The organism is Methanolinea sp. (genome assembly GCA_030055515.1).
GTDB lineage: Archaea > Halobacteriota > Methanomicrobia > Methanomicrobiales > Methanospirillaceae > Methanolinea_A.
The window spans coordinates 635,508-652,921 of the sequence record JASFYI010000001.1; the positions used below are offsets into that span (position 1 = coordinate 635,508).

Below are 17,414 nucleotides of genomic sequence, written 5' to 3' on the forward strand. Positions count from 1 at the left end.
CGATCACTTCTCCACGATGCTCTCCCGCACGGCCATTCCAAAGTGCCTCCCCGCCTCCTTCACGCAGCCGAGGACCGAATCGCCGGGCGACAGCTCGACGACGGAGACCGCGGAGCCCCCGGGAGTGACGAGGCGAATCGTCTCCGCGTTCTGGAGGATGAGGCTGCAGGGAACCCCGTCTGCCTCGGCCTCGACGAGCAGGAGCGGCCTCCTCTCTATCTTGACGCGCCCGACTGTCGCCTCGCGCGAAGCCCCGTCGCTCCCGACGACGAGGACCGTCCCGCCGGCCGCGAGGTCCGAAAGGTACACCGTCCTCCCGCCGGGGGAGAGGAGGTAGGCGTGGACCGCACCCGCGTTGACGCGGAACGGGCGCGGCGCGACGTAGGGGTTCTCCAGCGTCTCCGCGTGGACGAGGAGGAACGCGGAGGAAGTGTTCCCGACGAGGAGACCCTCGCCGTTCGAAAGGAGGGAACACGTGTCCACGCAGACACGGTCCCCCATGCCCGCGGGACGAACCGACTTCACGGTGAAGGGGACGAGGGGGATCACCTCGCGGCTCGCGTGGACGAGGGCGCCCGTCTCCTTCACGACGGCGGGGTCGTCCGTCGCGAGGAGGATGCCTGCCACACCCTTCTCGAGGACCTGGAGCGCGAGGAGAGCGTCTTTGGGGTTGGTCACCCTCGCGATGATCCTCTCGGACCTCGCGGCGAGATTCTCGAGGGGGATCACGCGCCAGTCGGCTGCATCGACGACGACGTAACCCTCCCGTGCCTTTTCCACCGCGAGGTCCTCGCTCTCCTTCCCAGTCAGGGTGACCCAGAAGACGTCCCTCTCCGGGACGAGGTCTCCGTCCGGGGCTACGACCCTCACCCTCCCGAGAGATCGGACGTCCTCCGCGGAGTCCGCGACGATCGTTCCCGCACCCGACTCGAGTGCCGCGGTGGCGATATCCTTCCGCCAGGAGCGCGCATCGACCCAGAACTCCTTCATCTAGTCCCCCTCGAGCGCTCTCCTCGGGTCCACGTCCTCGTGGACGACCTTGCAGAGAGCACGGACGAATGCACGCGGGTTATCCCTCTGGAATGCGTTCCGGCCGACGCACACGCCGGCACCCCCCGCGCGGACCGCGTCTCGGATGATCTCGAGCGTCTCGAGGTCACCTGCCTTCTCGCCCCCCGCGATGAGGACCGGGACCGAGCACGCAGAGACGATCTCCCGGAAAGAACGTGGGTCTCCCGTGTAGTTCGTCTTGATGAGGTCTGCCCCGAGTTCCTCTGCCACCCGCACGCAGTGGCCGACGGTCTCGGGCGCGGTGGGATTGATCCCCTTGCCGCGCGGGTAGATCATCACGAGGAGGGGCATGCCCCACCTGTTGCAGTCCCTCACGATCGCGCCGGCAGACTCGATCATCTTGGACTCGTTCGGGGCACCGAGGTTGATGTGGATGGAGACCGCGTCCGCGCCGAGCGCGATCGCCTCCTCGACGCTGCAGACGATCACCTTGTCGTTAGGATCGGGATTCAGGGAGGTGCTGCCCGAGAGGTGGACGATGAGGCCGATGTCCCTCCCCCTCCTCCGGTGACCCCGCTTCACGATCCCCTTGTGGAGGACGATCGCGTTCGCACCGCCCTCGCTCACCTCGGAGATGATGTGCGTCATGTCCTTCAGTCCCTCGATCTGGCCCAGCGTGAACCCGTGGTCCATGGGCACGATCACGGACCGGCCCGTGTTCCGGTCCATGATGCGCTCTATGCGTATCTCCTTTCCAATCATGCTCTCCCTTCCTTGAGAACCCTGTAGGCTTCTTCAGCAGACTCCCCGCCGTGCACGATGAGCGCGGCGGCCGCGATGAACCTGTCGGGGGCGGGATGCTGGAACGCATTTCTCCCTATCGAGATTCCCGCCGCGCCCCCCTCCATCGCACCTTCTATCAGCTCGAGCGTCGCAAGGTCGCTCGTCCTGCTCCCGCCTGCAACGACGACCGGGACCGGGCATCCCCTCGTGACTTGCCTGAAGCTGTCGGGGTCGCCGGTGTAGACGGTCTTGACGATGTCCGCGCCGAGCTCCGCGGCCACGCGCGCGGCAAGGCTCACGTGGTCGACGTGGTGTTCGTCCTCGATCTTCCTGCCCCTCGGGTACATCATCGCGAGGAGGGGCATCCCCCACTCCATGCACTCGACCGCGATACGCCCGAGGTCGGCGAGCATGCGGGCCTCGGAATCTGCACCGATGTTCACGTGGATCGAGACCGCGTCGGCCCCCATCCTGATCGCGTTCGTCACGGTATTGACGAGGACCTTCTCGTTAGGGTCGGGCCCGATCGACGTGCTCGCCGAGAGGTGGAGGATGAGGCCGATGTCCCTCCCGCTCCGCCTATGCCCGTGGAGGGCAAGGCCGATGTGCCCGAGGACGGCGTTCGCACCCCCTTCGGCGACGAGGTCGACGGTGCGGCCGAGGTCTATCAGTCCTTCCATCGGCCCGCTCGTCACACCGTGGTCCATCGGGACGATGATCGTCCTGCCGGTGTTCCGGTCCATGATACGTTCCATGCGGATTTCTTTCCCTCTCATCACAGTCTCCCGCCCGATCGGCACCGTTTTTCCCGCAAAAACGGCCGACGGGCTAGTTAAAATACCAGAAATAGCCGAAATACGCGCAGTCCCGTGGCGTCGGTATCAGTCCCGCCGGGAGAACTTGGGATATCCCGGGGATAGTACGGTCGGAATGTCCTCCACGGGACGAGGCAAGAACAGGTTTCCTTCGATTCCTGCAGGTAGCGCCGCTAGTAGAGATAAAGACACTCACAGGCGAAAAGGCACTCACCTTGCATTGGAGAGTGGTTGTCTGTCACTGTATATAAAACTGATGAGCGGGGGCTCACTTCTTGACCTTCTTTACCGTGATGACGTCGCCGAGGGTTGGGACGACATTTCCCCGCTGCTTTCCCCCTTCCCCGGGAGACGGAGAGTCGATGAGGCGGATGTTCAGTGCCTTCTCGAGTTTCTCCCTCACGTCGTCCTCGGGGATGAGGTCCCCCTTCTCTATCTTCTTGATGAGAAGTTCCTTCTCCTTCAGGTGCATCGCGAGATCCTTCTGCGACCAGCCCCTCTCCATGCGGGCAGTCCGTATCCTCTCGCCGTAATCTTCGACGATCTCCCCCTCGATGAGGTCAAAGACGTCCTTCTTCCTCTTCGCGGGGGGTTGCGCCGGAGCGCGAACCGCGGTTCCCGGGCGCGGGGGGCTTTTCCGGGTTGCCTGGACCTCCGTGCCGTACCGTGCGCACTGGGCACAGACCTCGAGCACCGCTCCCTCCACGCGGACAGTCTTTGGGGGCCCCTGGATCTTCCCCCCGCACATCTCGCACTGCATACCCGTCGCAAACATCTTTATAGACATTTTTCCCTATATACTTATTCGAGGCAGAGAAATGGTGGAAAGTGCCCGCCAATCCCAGGAGCCGCAGAATCCCGAGGAGCTGTACCGGTACCTCCTCGACAGGGTCACGCACATGGAGACCCGCAACCTGGAACTGCGGGAACAGATCCGCCAGATTGAGTCGGACAAGAGGTACATCGAGACCCAGAAGATCCGGTACGAGAGGGAAGTGAGGAAGCTCAAGAGCGAGATCGAGCAGCTGCGAAGCCCGCCGCTCGTCATCGGGACGATCACGGACGTGCTCGACAACGGGAGGGTGATCGTGAGGAGCAGCGCAGGGCCGAGGTTCCTCGTGAGGAGCTCGATGTGCATCGACCCGGAGAAGCTGAAACCCGGCGTGCGGTGCACGCTGAACCAGCAGTCGCTCGCGGTCATCGACATCCTCCCCGAGAGCTACGATGCACAGGTCTACGGCATGGAGGTCGTGGAGAGTCCCGAGGAGTCCTACGCCGACATCGGTGGCCTCGACCAGCAGATCACCGAGATCCGCGAGGCAGTGGAACTCCCCCTGAAGAGGCCCGACCTCTTCGAGAAGATCGGGATAGAGCCGCCGAAAGGGGTCCTCCTCCACGGCCCGCCCGGCACCGGGAAGACCCTGCTCGCGCGTGCTGTCGCCCACGAGACGAAGGCCCACTTCCTCCACGTCGTGGGCTCGGAACTGGTCCAGAAGTACATCGGCGAGGGTGCACGCCTCGTGCGGGAGCTCTTCGACCTCGCGAAGAAGAAGGCACCGACGATCATCTTCATCGACGAGATCGACGCAGTCGGCGCGGCCCGGACCGAGTCCACGACCTCCGGGGACCGCGAGGTTCAGCGGACGCTGATGCAGCTGCTCGCCGGCATGGATGGATTCGAGCGGAGGGGTGACGTGAAGATCATCGGGGCGACGAACAGGATCGACATCCTCGACCGCGCCCTCCTCCGTCCCGGCAGGTTCGACCGCATCATCGAGATCCCGCTCCCCGACCTCCAAGGGAGGGTTGCCATCCTGAAGGTCCACACGCGGAAGATGAACCTCGAGGACGACGTGAACCTCGAGGAGATCGCCTCCCTGACAGAGGGGAAGAACGGCGCGGACCTGAGAGCGATATGCATGGAGGCCGGCATGTTCGCGATCCGGAGGGAGAGGGAGGCGGTCACGAGGGAGGACTTCATGGACGCGATCCGGAAGATCGGCCAGGACTTCGAGCGGCACGTCATCAAGAGCGGATACGGCGCGATGTTCGCGTGACCTTGGGTCACCCCGCTCCCTCTTTTTCCCCTGCCACGACACGTTCCCCGTGGGTGGGGCCCATTGCGTCCCGGGAAATCGGGGTGCATTCGAAACGTTAAAATAAGAGTCTCCCGAATCACCACATCGTGTGATCCTATGAGCCTCGTCAAGGAATTCCTGGATTTCCTCTACGAATACAAGATAGTCGGCCTCGCGATTGCTTTCATCATGGGCCTCGCCGCAAACCAGCTCGTGAAATCCCTCGTGGACAACATCATCATGCCGGTCATCACGTTCTTCATCCCGGGCGGCGAGTGGCAGACGTCGAAGCTCTCCATCGGCCCGGTGGTGATAAGCTGGGGGCAGTTCCTCGCGGACCTGATCTACTTCGTCATCGTCGCATTCGTGATATTCCTCATCGCAAAGAAGATCCTCCGCGAGGAGAAGGTCACGAAGAAGTGATCCCCGGGTGACCCGGGTCACCGTTCCATTTTTTCACCGGTGTATTCCTCCTCCGTGCACCACACCTCGAGAGAGTACGCGCCCTCCTGCACCGCGCAGTCCCCCCCGTCGCGCAAGGGCTCGTCGCCCACGAGCTTCCCGTCGGCAAATGTGTAAACCCGCCTGTATCTCCAGCCCTCGCGCGGGATCGGCTCCCTTTTTTCGTATATCCGGCGGGCGACGTTGGCCGTGCAGAATGTCCCGGGGGCGATCTCGACGATCACCCCGTGCATGTAGCGGCGGACATACCACCGGAGATCCGAGACGAGTGATAGGGCGCTCCCGAGGGTCGCGACCGTGACTGCAACGCCCGCGGGTGTTCTCTCGGGCTGGTAAAACCGGAGGGCCTCCCTGCTCGTCTCGGACGCGAGGAGGGTGGAATAGAGGTCTGTTCCCTCCCTTGGGACGAAGACGACTCGCATGCGCACTACCGCCGCGTCCCGTGGCCCGCCCCGTGGAGAGGCCGTGGCCGGGGGATGGAGTCACGGGGGAGGCCTGGGGACACCTTCCCGCTCACGGCCATCGGGAAAAAGAGAAGGATCTCATATGTACATGCGGAGGTCGGGCTTCTGCTCGTTCCTCACCTTCTTCACGGCGTGGAGGAAGTCTTCCTGCGAGACCGCATCTGCCTCCCTCCGCACGGCGTTCATCCCTGCCTCCCTGCATATCGCCTGGAGCTCGGCTCCCGTTGCACCTTCGGTCATCTCCACGATCGCGGCGAGGTCCACGTCCCCGCCGAGGGCCATGCGCCGCGTGTGGATCTTCAGGATCTCCATCCTCCCCTCGTCGTCCGGGAGCGGGATCTCGATGATGCGGTCGAACCTCCCGGGTCGGAGGAGGGCGGGGTCGAGCATGTCGAGCCTGTTCGTGGCCGCCATGATCCGCACGTCACCCCGCGTGTCAAAGCCGTCCATCTCTGCGAGGAGCTGCATCAGCGTCCGCTGGACCTCCGCGCTCCCCGACGTGCCGTCGTTCGTCCGGGTGCTCCCGACCGCGTCGATCTCGTCGATGAAGACGATCGACGGCGATTTCTCCCTCGCGAGTGCGAAGAGCTCCCTGACGAGCTGGGCGCCCTCGCCGATGTACTTGTGGACGAGCTCGCTCCCCGACATGCGGATGAACGTCGCCCTCGCCTGGTGCGCGACGGCCTTTGCAATCAGCGTCTTCCCTGTCCCGGGGGGGCCGTGGAGGAGGATGCCCTTCGGTGGTTCCACGCCGATCCTCTCGAAGATCTCGGGTTTCGTGAGGGGGTACTCGACTGCCTCGCGCACCTCCTCGATCTCCCTCGCGAGGCCCCCGATCTGGCTGAACGTGACATTCGGGGATTCCTCGAGTTCCATGACCCTGACGCGGGAGTCGAAGATGGACCCCACGATCTTCACGATCGAGAGGGTATTGTTGACCGCGACCTTCGTCCCGGGCTTGAGCTTGCGGAAGAGCTCCTCGTTCACGTGGGTGAGGTACTCCTGGTTGTTCCCCTGCTGGCGGAGGTACACCTCGCCGTTCCCGAGGAGGTCAACGACGACTGCAACGAAGAGCGGCATGCGCTTCAGCTGGCTGTTCTCGCGTTTCAGCTGGGCATTCTCCCGCATGAGCTCGTCGTTCTTCACCTTCAGGTCGAGGAGCTGGGACTCGAGGTCCTGTATCTTCAGCTGGAATTTTATCTCGTTGTCTCCCCCGGCGTTCTTTATGACGCTCTCTTCCATGCTACACCTATATCTGGACCTCCCTACATTTATGTGGTGTGATTGTGATCATCAGGGGACGCGGGATATCGGGGGGGTGCGGGACGGGAGAGGCCCTCGTGAGTAGCGTCCCCATCTCGTTCCTCTCCGGCGTCGACCCTGAGACGGGGGAGATCGTGGAGACGGGTCACCCCCTGAAGGGGCGGTCCATCGCAGGAAAGGTCCTCGTCTTTCCCCACGGGAAAGGCTCGACAGTCGGTTCCTACGTCATCTACGCCCTCTCGAGGAACGGCAGGGCACCGGCCGCGATGGTCAACGAGGAGGCCGAACCGATCATCGCCGTCGGGGCGATCATCGGGAGGATTCCCCTCGTCGACAGGCCCGAAGGGGGCATCGGCAGGATCCGCGGGGGGGACGTGGTCAGGGTCGACGGGGACGCGGGAACGATCGAGATCCTCGAGAGTGGTGGAATGGGGGAGGGATAGTCTCATGAGGCCAACCCCCATATCCTCCCCCATGAGATCCATGGTCCGCGCAATCGTCCTCGTCCTCCTCGCTTCCGGTCTTGCGGGGTGCACGGGGATGCACCCGCAGTTTCCCCCCGGACAGGGTGGGTTTGGGAGCGGCGAGGACTCCCTCAAGCCCGGACCCACGGTCACCCTCCCACCCTCCCTCGATGTCACGGTCCAGGTCAACGAGAAAGATCCCATCTATGCAACCGTTCCCGTGATCTTCGCGGGGGGAAAAGGACAGGTCGCGGTGAGGGACATCCTCGTCCGCCTCACCACTTCCGAGGGGCAGGTGATCGAGGGGCACCTCGAACCGGTCAAGGGTGCCGAAGTGAAACTCCAGGGGACACGGGGCGACGACCGGCTGGAAGTCCTCGTCACGCTCACGAACGGCAACACCTACAAAATCATAGACCGCACCGTGAAGTACAGGACGAGGGGATAACGGCCCTGCCGGGGTAGCCGGGGGGACGGGTGCGAGACCGGTCCTTCCTCCCCTCTCCACTTGCCCGCAAGGTGCGTGCCGAACCATGGATACCTGCTGGAGGGACATTCCCGCGGCCCGCAACTCCTACGCGGCACTCTACGCTGCCTGCGAGAGGGAAGGGTACATCCTCCGGCCCGTGGACGCGCCGGAAGGCGACGTGACCTGCTACAGCCTCAACTCCCTGAATGCCCACCGGTACCTCCCCGAGATCGCGCGCGCACCGTGCACCACGATCGTGGGGGGACCCCACGCGACCGCGTGTTACCGGGAACTCGTCTCCACTGCAGACTACGTGGTGGTCGGCGAGGGGGAGTACACGCTCCCTGCCCTCCTCTCCTCGATCGAGCGGGGCACGGACCCCCCTCCCGGTGTCGCGACGAGGGACGGGTTCCGGCCGGCAGAGTGCTGCGTCCGGCTCGACGCGTACCCCGCGTTCACGAGGATGAAGGGCTACATCGAGATCTCGCGCGGGTGTCCCCACGGCTGCACGTACTGCCAGACACCCCGGATATTCGGGCACGCGATGCGCCACAGGAGCATCGACGCGATCGCGCGCGAGGCGAAGAAGTACAGGGACGTCCGGTTCGTCACGCCCAATGCCCTCGCGTACGGCTCGGACGGACTGCACCCCCGCCTCGACCGCGTCCGCTCCCTCCTCTCCGCCCTCCGGTCCCCGGGACGGAACGTGTGGTTCGGGACGTTCCCCAGCGAGGTCAGGCCCGACTGGATCACGCGGGAGGCACTCGACCTCGTCTCCACGTACTGTTCCAACACGCGCGTCCACCTCGGCGCGCAGTCAGGGAGCGACCGCGTCCTCCAAAGCGTCGGGAGAGGCCACACGGTCGCGGACGCGGTCGCAGCGATCGAGCTGGTAGTGGACGCGGGACTCGTCCCCGTCGTCGATTTCATCGTTGGGTTTCCCTGCGAGACCGAGGAAGACCAGGAAAAGACCGCGGAATTCATCCGTTGGACGGCCTCCCGCGGGTACGTGCACATCCACCGGTTCATCCCCCTCCCGGGAACCCCCCTCACGGGGAGAGAACCGCGCCCATTGAGCCCCCGCGTGGAGAGACTGCTCGGGAGGCTCGCTCTCAACGGGAGGCTCACCGGTTCCTGGCGTGACAGGACGCAAAGGTTTTTCTGAAAACCCCCTCGAATGAATGATCACATGAGGGACGTTCTCCTCCTCGCCGACCTCCACGGCGAGTTCGGAAAGATCGGGCCATTCCTCGAGCTCGGGCCGGATGCCGTCATCATCGCCGGTGACATCACCAACATGGGTCCAGCCGATGCCGTGAAGAAGCTCTTCGAACGGATCGATGTCCCCGCGTTCGCGGTCCCGGGGAACTGCGACCCGAGGGACACTGTCGATGCCCTCGAGAAGTCGGACTGCGTCTGCCTGCACGGGTCCTCGCTCTCCCTCGGGAACATCTCCCTCGTGGGGATAGGGGGTTCGAACCCGACACCCTTCTCCACGCCATTCGAAATGACGGACGAGCAGATCGACGAGATCCTCACCCCCCTCGTCGCGAAGATGGAGAGGCGGACGCACAACGTCCTCGTGACGCACGCGCCACCCCTCGGGATCCTCGACGTCGCGGGTGGCAACCACGTGGGGAGCGCGAGCATCCGCAAGCACATGAACTCTTTCGACCTCCTCTGCTGCGCGCACATCCACGAGCAGAGGGGTGTTTTCGAGGAGGTGGGCGTGAAGGTCGTCAACCCCGGGATGGCGGCACTCGGGCAGTGCGCGCTCATCCACTTCGGCGACGCCCCCAAGTCCATCACGATAGAACTCACCCAGGTCTGACCGGGTTTACCCCTGAACCCTCTTCTTTTCCAGGAGTTCGAGGTAAGAGTCCGTGATGGGCTCGCCCGTGATCCCGAGTGACGCCGCGATCTCGAGGGCGGTGGAGGGGTCGTCCCTCGAGGACGGGTCGAGTTCGATCTCGACGAATTTTCCGAGGTCTTCCACCGTATCGAGGGTCACCGTCGCGTTCCTGAACCTGTAGTACTCCCTTTTCTTCTTCACCACGGCCACAGGGTGGAACCCCAGCGCGAGGAGGATCTGCCTCATCGCCTCGCCCGACTCGACACCGCAGGAGATCTCTTCCCTCGCCTTGAGGGCGTGTCCCGGCTTGCGGGACCCCTTGTAGGTGAGGGCGTACTTCCCCCCGGCTTCCCTCAAGCGGAGCGCTTCGTCGGTCTTCCCGAAATCCCGCAGGGGGGAGTTCAGGTAGAGATCGCGCTCGACGAGCGCGCTCTCGAAGACCGCTTTCGCACCGCGAAGCTTCTCCCTCACGGCATCGAGATCGTCGACGCGGACCTTCAATTCGACTTCGAGCATCTTCGCCTTCCCAGAGAACGCGGGGAGGGGCGCGTGGACACGGCATGGCTATGGAACCGGTCGCGTGGCATTCTCCCGCCTGCACCGCAGCCGTCGCACCGCATCCCTCCCCCGCACACTCGATTAACTATATCTCTCCGCGTTTGAAAATGTAATGGGATTCCCGGCCTTCAGCGGCATTTCCATGCCCATCGGAGAGGCGGTCGGTGACGGGAAGTACCAGGTGTGAGAGATGGCGATTCAGAAGGGCGATTTCATCCGTCTGAGCTACACGGGCCGCGTGGAAGGGTCCGTTTTCGACACGACCGACGAGGAGACCGCAAAGCAGGCAAATATCCACAATCCGGGCGCGGGATACGGTCCCGTGACCATCCGCGTGGGCAGCCGCCACGTGATCCTCGGGCTCGACGAGGCACTCGAGGGCAAGGAGGTCGGAGAGGAGGGGGAGATAGAAGTCCCCCCCGAGAAGGCCTTCGGGCAGCACGACCCCTCGCTCGTCGAGGCATTCAACAAGAATGCGTTCCGGGAGAAGCCGAAGAAGGGGGCCATCCTGAAGGTCCCGGAGAGGGGGGAGGGGAAGGTGGTCGACATGATTGGGAACAGGGTGCTCGTCGATTTCAACCATCCCCTCGCGGGAAAGACACTCGCGTACCGGTTCCGCATCGAGGAGCGCGTCGACGACCCGGTGGAGAAGGTGAAAGGCTTAATAAGGCTCTTTTCGGGAAGGGACATGGGCGTCACGCTCGATTCAAGTCTCCTCACCATCCACCTCCCGCCCGGGATAGTGTTTGACAGGCGGTGGCTCATGTGGAGGAGCAGGGTCATCAAGGAATCATTCGACGCGATCCCGTCCCTCGAAAAAATTGTCCTCGAGGAGGTCTTTGAGCGGCCGCGGGAAGAGGGGACCGCGGAATAGACCGCGGAATAGATCTCCCCTTCTCCCCATTCACTCCCGCCATTCACATCGCACCTGTGCAGAGCGGCGAAAGCTTCGTGACGAGTCTCTCCACCTGTCGCGGTGCGGTACCCACGTAGTGCGCGGGATCGAGCAGCCTCTCCAGTTCGTCCCGTGAAATGACCGCCGTGACCTCGCCCTTTCCCTGGAGCACCGAGAGGAGCGGGACGTCGTTCTGGAGGGCCTCCATGCTCGCCCTCCGGAGGAGCTCGTGGGCCTCCTGCCTGTCCATCCCCCTCTCCGCGAGCGCGATCATCACTGATTCTGCCATGTTTATCCCGTGGAGGATGGACAGGTTCCTCGCGATCCTCTCTGGCCGGATGACCAGCCCCTCGAGGACACCCGTCATCACCGAAAGGATGTGGTCGGAAAGGATGCTCGCCTCGGGGAATATGACGCGCTCGCACGAGGAGTTCGTGAGATCGCGCTCGTCCCAGAGGGTATTGTTCTCGAGAGCAGCGCCGACCGAAGAACGGACGATCCTCGCGAGGCCGCACACCTGCTCGCTCTTGATTGGGTTCCGCTTGTGGGGCATGGTGCTCGATCCCACCTGGCGGTCGCCGAACGGCTCCTCCACCTCTCCTATCTCGGTCCTCTGGAGCGTCCGGACCTCGATTCCAATCTTGTCGAGGGTGGTCGCCACGTTCGCGAGGAACATGAAGTACTCCGCGTACCGGTCCCTCGAGATGACCTGGTTTGCGACGTCCACGGGCGCAAGACCGAGCAGTTCCATCATCGTGGCCTGGACCTCCATCCCCTTTTCCCCGATCGCGGCCTGCGTCCCCACGGCCCCGGTCAGCTTCCCGACCGCGATGCGGGGCGTCATCTGGGAGAGCCTCTCGATGTGCCGGCCGACCTCGCTTGCCCATATGGAGAACCGCAGGCCGTATGTCGTCGGGACCCCAATCTGGCCGTGCGTCCTCGCCGCGCAGACGAGGTCCCGGGTCTCCGTTGCCCTCCGGAGCAGGACGCAGAGGAGTCTCCGGAGCTTCCGGTCGAGTACCACGGTTGCCTCCTTGAGCTGGAGCCCCGTCGCGGTGTCGAGGATATCGTTCGATGTCGCCCCGAAGTGGACGTAACCGCCCCCTTCCCCGCACTGCTCGGCGATCGCCTTCACGATTGCCATCATGTCGTGGCCGATTTCCCGCTCGATCTCCTTGGCGCGGGCGAGCGTCGCCTTCCCTGCCCCTGCTTCGATCGCGTCCGCTGCCCACTGCGGGATGAGACCGTGCCGGGCGAGTGCACGTGCGAGCGCGACTTCCGCCCTGACGATGCAGGAAAACCGGAAATCCTCGCTCCATATCCGCCGCATCTCCTCTGTCCCGTACCTGTACTCGATGGGGTGAATGGCCATGGCAAGAGGTTGGTCCTGCCCGATAATAAAAAGGAGTCAGGGGTGAAACCTTCCACGGATGACGGGGCTCATGGATTTTTTCCCCTACGAGAGCTTTCGCCCGCACCAGCGGAGGATGCTCGAGTTCTCCATGGCGTGCGCGAGGGAGGGGGGAATCGCCCTTATCGATGCCCCGACGGGGAGCGGGAAGTCGAGCATCCTCTCTGCCCTCCTCGCGGGCGCGGACGGGAGGCGTGTCCTCGTTGCCGTGAGGACCGTGAGCCAGCTCTCCACCTTCATCAGGGAAGCGGCACTGATACGGAAGAAGAAGCCCGGTATCCGCGTTGCCTACCTGATCGGGAAGCGAGGGATGTGTCCCCTCGGGGGAGAGGGCGACGTGTACCGCCGGTGCGAGGGCCTCAAGAATTTTTCGTCGACGCTCATGCGCGAGCGGGCCGAGAGGGGGTCGCTCGTGCCCTCGCGGGACCCCTTCATCAGGCAGCAATTGCGCCGCATGGATCCCGAGAGGCCAACCCTCTGTCCCCACTTCATCGCGAGCAGGGTTTTTAGCCGGTCGGAGGGCGGGCTCCGCGTGTCGCCGTCCGCCGAACTCCGCACTGCGGCAGACCGCGTGGCGAGGGAGACGGTCTGGCCCAAGGATCTCCGCGATGTGGCCGATCCCGTCTGCCCCTACGAGATGATGGTCCTCGCCGCGCAGAAGGCGGACGTCATCCTCCTCAACTACCAGCACGTCTTCGACGAGGAGATCGCGAAGAACCTCTTTGGGGCGCTCGAACTCGATGCGTCCGATACAGTGCTCCTCATCGACGAGGCGCATAACTGCGGCGATGCGGTCGCGGCGGCGCAGAGCGTCGAAATCGACGGGGAGACACTCGTGCAGGCCATGCAGGAGATGGCAGGAGCGTCCCGGCGGAAGGGGACTGCTACTGCCCTCTCCCACGTTATCACGAGGATCTCCGAGTTCATGGAAGGGTTGAAGAACTCGCCGGGAGCCGAGGACTGGTTCGACCCCCGTATCTTCGAGAGGATGGTGGTGAAGGGATCGCTCTACACGGAGACGACCGCGATCGTGGACGACCTCGTGGAGATCGCGAGGAGGATAGGGGAGAGAAACATGCAGGACGGCGAATTCCGCGAGAGTGCCACCGAGAAGCTCGCGCGATTCCTCTTCTCCCTCTCGGTCTCCGCGACCGATCCCTCCTTCCTCACGCTCTTCCAGAACGAAGAGGGGAAGGTTACCCTCGAGGTGAGGTGCATCGACCCCGGCGTGAGACTGAGGGAGATCGCCTGCGCCCACCACGCGTGCATCCTGATCTCGGGTACCCTCTCGCCCGTCGAGAGCTATGCCCGCCTCTACTTCGGCGATCTCCCCGCGAGAACCCTCTCCCTGCCCAACGCGTTTCCCCGGGAAAACAGGCTCGTCCTCTGCGCGTGCGACATCACGACCGCGTACTCGATGCGGCAGAACGAATCGAACCTCCGGCTCATAGAGAATTACGTGAGGGAATTCTCGCGCCTGCCCGGGAACCTCGCGGTGTATTTCCCTTCTTACATATTCCTCGAGCACTTCGCGGGGCGCCTCGGCCAGGACCTGGGGGGAAAGAGCGTGTTCGTGGAGCCACGGGACGCGCGCAGCGCGGAAGAGGCGCTCCGCTCCTTCCTCGCGCTCCCCTCGACGGGGAGATCAGGCCTCCTCCTCGCGGTGTGCGGCGGGAAGTGGAGCGAGGGCCTCGACTACCGGGGTGAACTGCTCAGGGCCGCCATGGTGGTAGGCCTCCCCCTCGCACCTTTCACGCGCGTGAGGAAGATGATCATCGATTACTACAGGCGGAAGTTCGGTGACGAAGGGGAATTCCTCTGCTACACCCTCCCCGCGGTGAACAGGGCCCAGCAGGCACTCGGGAGGGTCATCCGGTCTCCCGAGGACCGCGGGGTGCTCATCCTCGGGGAGAGAAGGTTCCTCGAGGAGAGGGTCAACCGTGGGCTCTCGGAGTGGATGAGGGAAGAACTCCGCCCGTGCCGGTTCCCGGAATTCCAGCACATTCTGAGGTCATGGAGATGATGGAAGGATCGTGCCCGCTCGGTCTCTGGCACGTCCACGTCCACTGGACGGGCACCCTCGTCTCGAGGGTGAGGTTCTCGCGCCTGCCCCTCGCGGGGCCCGTGCCCCTAGAGGTCAGGCGGTACTGCATGGGATACAGGGAGGACTTCGAGGGCCTCTCGAGCATCGCTCTCTCGCCGGACTATCCCTTCTCCGCAATCTACCGGGAAGTCCGCAAGATTCCCTACGGCGAGACGAGGACATACGCGGAGGTGGGATCGCTTGTCGGCGTTTCGCCCCGCGTCGTGGGCCTCGCGATGAAGAGGAACCCTACCCCCATTGTCGTTCCATGCCACAGGGTCGTCTCGAAGGATGGCCTAGGGGGTTTTTCCCCCGATCCCGACCTGAAGAGGCTGCTCCTCGAGATGGAGGAGAGGGGGAGGAGGGCTTTTCCGAGATGAGGGATAATGAGATTCGGATGCATCGCGCAGGATTGCCTCTCGCGTACCCGTTCCCCGAGGATGCCCGGGACGTGATGGGAAAGGCACCGCGGAGGCGTGCATGACAGGGCGGTCGGCGGTGATCCTCGCCGGTGGCGAGGCGAGGCGGGCAGCGGGACGGGAGAAATACTTCTTTTCGGTCGACGGGCACACTTTCATCGAGAGGCTGGTGGAGAGGCTGGGGGAGGTCACGGACGAGATAATCATCGTCGCGAAGGACGCCTCCCAGTGCAGGCGTTTCTCCGGGCTCGGAGGTGTGCGGTGCGTGGAGGACATCAGGAAGGGGAGAGGGCCCGTGGGAGGGATACATGCCGGTGCACTCGCTGCATCCGGCGACCTCCTCTTCGTGTGCGCGTGCGACATGCCGTGCATCTCGCCGGGTGTCGTCAGGCACCTCTTCTCGCTCATCGGAGAGGGGGACGCGGTCATCCCGCGGTGGAACGAGGAGATGCTCGAACCGCTCCACGCGGTGTACAGGAGGTCTGCGCTCGTCTCGTGCCTCGAGAGGGAAGACCCCCCGTCCCTCCGGGCACTCGCGCAGTCCCTCCGCGCGGTGTTCGTGGATGCCCGCAGCCTCGAGGGAATGGACCCCGGCCTGCGGACGTTCACGAACGTGAATACCCCCGAAGATCTCCGGAACCTCTCACGGCGGGCATGAGAGCGTCGCGACCGGCGTTGCGGCCTCTTCCGGCCCGGCAGGGACCTTCATCTGGACCGTCACGTTGAGGTCGTTTCCAAGGAACTCGACGATGTATTCCCCGTACGAGCGGACGGTCATGACCTTGTACGTATCGATGCTGTAGGTTTTCGCAAACCCGTCCCTCGCCACCACCTCTCCCGTTGCCTTGTCTCGGACCCTCACCTCGAGGTACGCCTGGGGACTGATGACCGTCTTCTGGGTGTACACGTCGTCCCTCGTCGTGAACCTGCTCTCGTACCATATGTTGCGGGTGACCATCCGGGGGCTGATGCACATCTCGATGGAGAGCGGGGGGTTCTCCACCGTCACGGAGTACGCCGTCGCCGTGTTCTGGAACGCGATCTCGTTCCGGTAGATGACCCTGGAGGGGACCTGCTCGGCAGGGGGTTCCGGGATCCTGCTCAGTGAAACCTGGGTCGTCACCGGGCTTGGCGTAATGAGGGGGGTCGCAGGGGTGACGAACCGGGTATCGATTACTCTCGTCTCCGTCGGGGTTGAAGTCGGGAGGGGAGGGGTTGTCGAGTCCCCGGCGTGGGGCTTACTAACCCCGTTCTCCCGCGGGGGAGTGATGCACCCGGGAAAAAAAGTACCGAGTAAAAGGATGACGATCAGGAGACTTGCAGTCCCTGCGTTTCTCATCTGGAAGAGGGATTGATGCTGCCATTATTTATCTATTTACTATCTGATTTACGCGGACCACCCGTCCAAGCGCACCGATTGTCACGGGGGAGACGTGGTTGCATTGCCCACGGACGGGATGCATATCCTTATATGCACCATTCCTCCCACTACTGTAGGAGTGCCGGTTCCCGAATCATGGAAAAGAAGGAGTCATTCTGGAAAAAGGTCGATCGCTCCCTGAACCTCGCGGACGGGTACGTCCTGAAGGCAGACATGCTCGCCCACGACCAGAGATACGAGGAGGCGGTAGAGTACTATGATAAGGCCCTCGAGATCGTTCCCCACAATGCCGACGTCTGGGCATTCAAGGGAATCACCCTCCAGGGAGGGCTCGGCAGGGACGGAGAGGCGAGAAAGTGCTGGGAGAAGGCAAAAGCACTCGACCGTACCCTCGCGATGGCCGTGGACATGACGAAGGAAGAGACCGGGAAAGGCGTGGAGCTCGAGGCGATCCCGTGGTCCGACCTCGGGGAGAGCTGCCGCGAGAAATTGAAGAGGATGATGCTGAAACAGGTAGAGGCAGAAAAAACGCGGGAGTAAGAGTCCGCCCTATTTTTCCGGGGTTTCTGCAATCTCGATCTCGACGAGGACCGGCGCGATCGTCCCCGTGTCCACGCACCTCTTGGCAAGGCGCGTGAGGCGCCTGACATACATGATGTGGGCCACCTGGAATCCCACGAGGAGACCAAAACAGAGTGTGACGATGCTGATGACGATGTAGGCCGTGACGTCCACCATCTCCTGCCACCCCGGCTTTTCAGGATTCCCTCTCCATCTCGGATATCAGGGGCACGATGGAATCTGCCCGCTCGCACTCCTTCGCGATTGCGAGAAACCGACGGGAATAATACGTACTCATCACGAGGTGTCCCGCGACGAGACCGATGATGAACATCAGAATCCCGATGACAAGGTAGATGACCAGTTCGTCCATCATCTCTCAGCACACTTACCGATCGGTGATATGATAAACCTAACCTCCCACCGGGGAGAACGTGTCACTGTA

Annotated in this window: 23 protein-coding genes; 12 read left to right on the top strand and 11 right to left on the bottom strand. The window is 63.4% G+C overall.

Annotated features, from left to right (window positions below; genetic code table 11):
- Positions 1-3 precede the first annotated feature (3 nt).
- From QFX32_03395 to QFX32_03410, 4 genes are all read right to left on the bottom strand, one after another.
- Positions 4-990 carry a 3-dehydroquinate synthase II gene (locus tag QFX32_03395; GenBank protein MDI9633083.1) on the bottom strand — a complete coding sequence of 329 codons (987 nt, stop codon included), beginning with the start codon at positions 988-990 and terminating at the stop codon, positions 4-6.
- A complete protein-coding gene (locus QFX32_03400; GenBank protein MDI9633084.1) occupies positions 991-1,773 on the bottom strand; it encodes a 2-amino-3,7-dideoxy-D-threo-hept-6-ulosonate synthase in 783 nt (260 codons plus the stop codon).
- The gene (locus QFX32_03405; GenBank protein ID MDI9633085.1) at positions 1,770-2,570 is read right to left on the bottom strand and encodes a 2-amino-3,7-dideoxy-D-threo-hept-6-ulosonate synthase; all 801 of its coding nucleotides are present in this window, start codon (positions 2,568-2,570) and stop codon (positions 1,770-1,772) included. Before QFX32_03405 ends, QFX32_03400 begins: the two co-directional genes overlap by 4 nt.
- 307 nt (positions 2,571-2,877) lie before the next feature.
- Entirely contained in the window at positions 2,878-3,384 is a 507-nt protein-coding gene (locus tag QFX32_03410) for a multiprotein bridging factor aMBF1 (protein ID MDI9633086.1), read from the bottom strand.
- A 43-nt stretch (positions 3,385-3,427) separates the two neighbouring features.
- Here QFX32_03410 and QFX32_03415 point away from each other — a divergent pair, with 43 nt between their 5' ends.
- Both QFX32_03415 and QFX32_03420 read left to right on the top strand, forming a co-directional pair.
- The gene (locus tag QFX32_03415) at positions 3,428-4,666 is read left to right on the top strand and encodes a proteasome-activating nucleotidase (protein MDI9633087.1); all 1,239 of its coding nucleotides are present in this window, start codon (positions 3,428-3,430) and stop codon (positions 4,664-4,666) included.
- Between the two features lie 138 nt (positions 4,667-4,804).
- A complete protein-coding gene (locus QFX32_03420; protein MDI9633088.1) occupies positions 4,805-5,110 on the top strand; it encodes an MscL family protein in 306 nt (101 codons plus the stop codon).
- A gap of 17 nt (positions 5,111-5,127) precedes the next feature.
- Here the strand turns inward: QFX32_03420 and QFX32_03425 are convergent, their stop codons facing one another.
- Both QFX32_03425 and QFX32_03430 read right to left on the bottom strand, forming a co-directional pair.
- On the bottom strand, positions 5,128-5,571 hold the full coding sequence (locus tag QFX32_03425; GenBank protein MDI9633089.1) for a DUF5804 family protein: 444 nt from the start codon (positions 5,569-5,571) through the stop codon (positions 5,128-5,130).
- A gap of 120 nt (positions 5,572-5,691) precedes the next feature.
- On the bottom strand, positions 5,692-6,855 hold the full coding sequence (locus QFX32_03430) for a proteasome-activating nucleotidase (protein MDI9633090.1): 1,164 nt from the start codon (positions 6,853-6,855) through the stop codon (positions 5,692-5,694).
- Between the two features lie 50 nt (positions 6,856-6,905).
- On the opposite strand from QFX32_03430, the gene QFX32_03435 reads away from it, so the two are divergent.
- From QFX32_03435 to QFX32_03450, 4 genes are all read left to right on the top strand, one after another.
- On the top strand, positions 6,906-7,319 hold the full coding sequence (locus QFX32_03435; GenBank protein MDI9633091.1) for a DUF126 domain-containing protein: 414 nt from the start codon (positions 6,906-6,908) through the stop codon (positions 7,317-7,319).
- A 31-nt stretch (positions 7,320-7,350) separates the two neighbouring features.
- Positions 7,351-7,788, top strand: coding sequence for a hypothetical protein (locus QFX32_03440; protein MDI9633092.1), 438 nt, complete (start codon positions 7,351-7,353; stop codon positions 7,786-7,788).
- Positions 7,789-7,873: 85 nt separating this feature from the next.
- Positions 7,874-8,974, top strand: coding sequence for a TIGR04013 family B12-binding domain/radical SAM domain-containing protein (locus tag QFX32_03445; protein MDI9633093.1), 1,101 nt, complete (start codon positions 7,874-7,876; stop codon positions 8,972-8,974).
- Between the two features lie 24 nt (positions 8,975-8,998).
- Positions 8,999-9,640 carry a metallophosphoesterase gene (locus QFX32_03450; protein ID MDI9633094.1) on the top strand — a complete coding sequence of 214 codons (642 nt, stop codon included), beginning with the start codon at positions 8,999-9,001 and terminating at the stop codon, positions 9,638-9,640.
- Positions 9,641-9,646: 6 nt separating this feature from the next.
- Here QFX32_03450 and cyaB read toward each other — a convergent pair whose 3' ends face one another.
- Positions 9,647-10,177 carry a class IV adenylate cyclase gene (gene cyaB / locus QFX32_03455; protein MDI9633095.1) on the bottom strand — a complete coding sequence of 177 codons (531 nt, stop codon included), beginning with the start codon at positions 10,175-10,177 and terminating at the stop codon, positions 9,647-9,649.
- A gap of 232 nt (positions 10,178-10,409) precedes the next feature.
- Here cyaB and QFX32_03460 point away from each other — a divergent pair, with 232 nt between their 5' ends.
- Positions 10,410-11,093 (top strand): FKBP-type peptidyl-prolyl cis-trans isomerase, encoded by a 684-nt coding sequence (locus QFX32_03460; protein ID MDI9633096.1) that lies wholly within the window; start codon positions 10,410-10,412, stop codon positions 11,091-11,093.
- 43 nt (positions 11,094-11,136) lie between these two features.
- Here QFX32_03460 and purB read toward each other — a convergent pair whose 3' ends face one another.
- Positions 11,137-12,486, bottom strand: a complete 1,350-nt coding sequence (purB, locus tag QFX32_03465) for an adenylosuccinate lyase (GenBank protein MDI9633097.1) — start codon at positions 12,484-12,486, stop codon at positions 11,137-11,139.
- 58 nt (positions 12,487-12,544) lie between these two features.
- Between purB and QFX32_03470 the strand changes: the two genes are divergently transcribed.
- The 3 genes from QFX32_03470 to QFX32_03480 all read left to right on the top strand — a co-directional run bounded on the left by QFX32_03470 (position 12,545) and on the right by QFX32_03480 (position 15,685).
- Entirely contained in the window at positions 12,545-14,548 is a 2,004-nt protein-coding gene (locus tag QFX32_03470; GenBank protein ID MDI9633098.1) for an ATP-dependent DNA helicase, read from the top strand.
- Complete coding sequence (locus tag QFX32_03475) at positions 14,539-14,988, top strand: MGMT family protein (protein MDI9633099.1); 450 nt, start codon at positions 14,539-14,541, stop codon at positions 14,986-14,988. The genes QFX32_03470 and QFX32_03475 overlap by 10 nt, the downstream gene beginning before the upstream one ends.
- Before the next feature lie 100 nt (positions 14,989-15,088).
- The gene (locus QFX32_03480) at positions 15,089-15,685 is read left to right on the top strand and encodes a molybdenum cofactor guanylyltransferase (GenBank protein ID MDI9633100.1); all 597 of its coding nucleotides are present in this window, start codon (positions 15,089-15,091) and stop codon (positions 15,683-15,685) included.
- Here the strand turns inward: QFX32_03480 and QFX32_03485 are convergent.
- Positions 15,671-16,150: a hypothetical protein gene (locus QFX32_03485; protein MDI9633101.1), complete on the bottom strand. Its 480-nt coding sequence runs from the start codon at positions 16,148-16,150 to the stop codon at positions 15,671-15,673. The two genes, QFX32_03480 and QFX32_03485, sit on opposite strands and share 15 nt — an antisense overlap.
- A gap of 13 nt (positions 16,151-16,163) precedes the next feature.
- Here QFX32_03485 and QFX32_03490 point away from each other — a divergent pair, with 13 nt between their 5' ends.
- Positions 16,164-16,382: a hypothetical protein gene (locus QFX32_03490; GenBank protein MDI9633102.1), complete on the top strand. Its 219-nt coding sequence runs from the start codon at positions 16,164-16,166 to the stop codon at positions 16,380-16,382.
- Positions 16,383-16,543: 161 nt separating this feature from the next.
- A complete protein-coding gene (locus QFX32_03495; protein ID MDI9633103.1) occupies positions 16,544-16,948 on the top strand; it encodes a tetratricopeptide repeat protein in 405 nt (134 codons plus the stop codon).
- Positions 16,949-16,957: 9 nt separating this feature from the next.
- Here QFX32_03495 and QFX32_03500 read toward each other — a convergent pair whose 3' ends face one another.
- Positions 16,958-17,146 (bottom strand): hypothetical protein, encoded by a 189-nt coding sequence (locus QFX32_03500; GenBank protein MDI9633104.1) that lies wholly within the window; start codon positions 17,144-17,146, stop codon positions 16,958-16,960.
- A 19-nt stretch (positions 17,147-17,165) separates the two neighbouring features.
- Complete coding sequence (locus QFX32_03505) at positions 17,166-17,345, bottom strand: hypothetical protein (protein ID MDI9633105.1); 180 nt, start codon at positions 17,343-17,345, stop codon at positions 17,166-17,168.
- Positions 17,346-17,414: the final 69 nt, after the last annotated feature.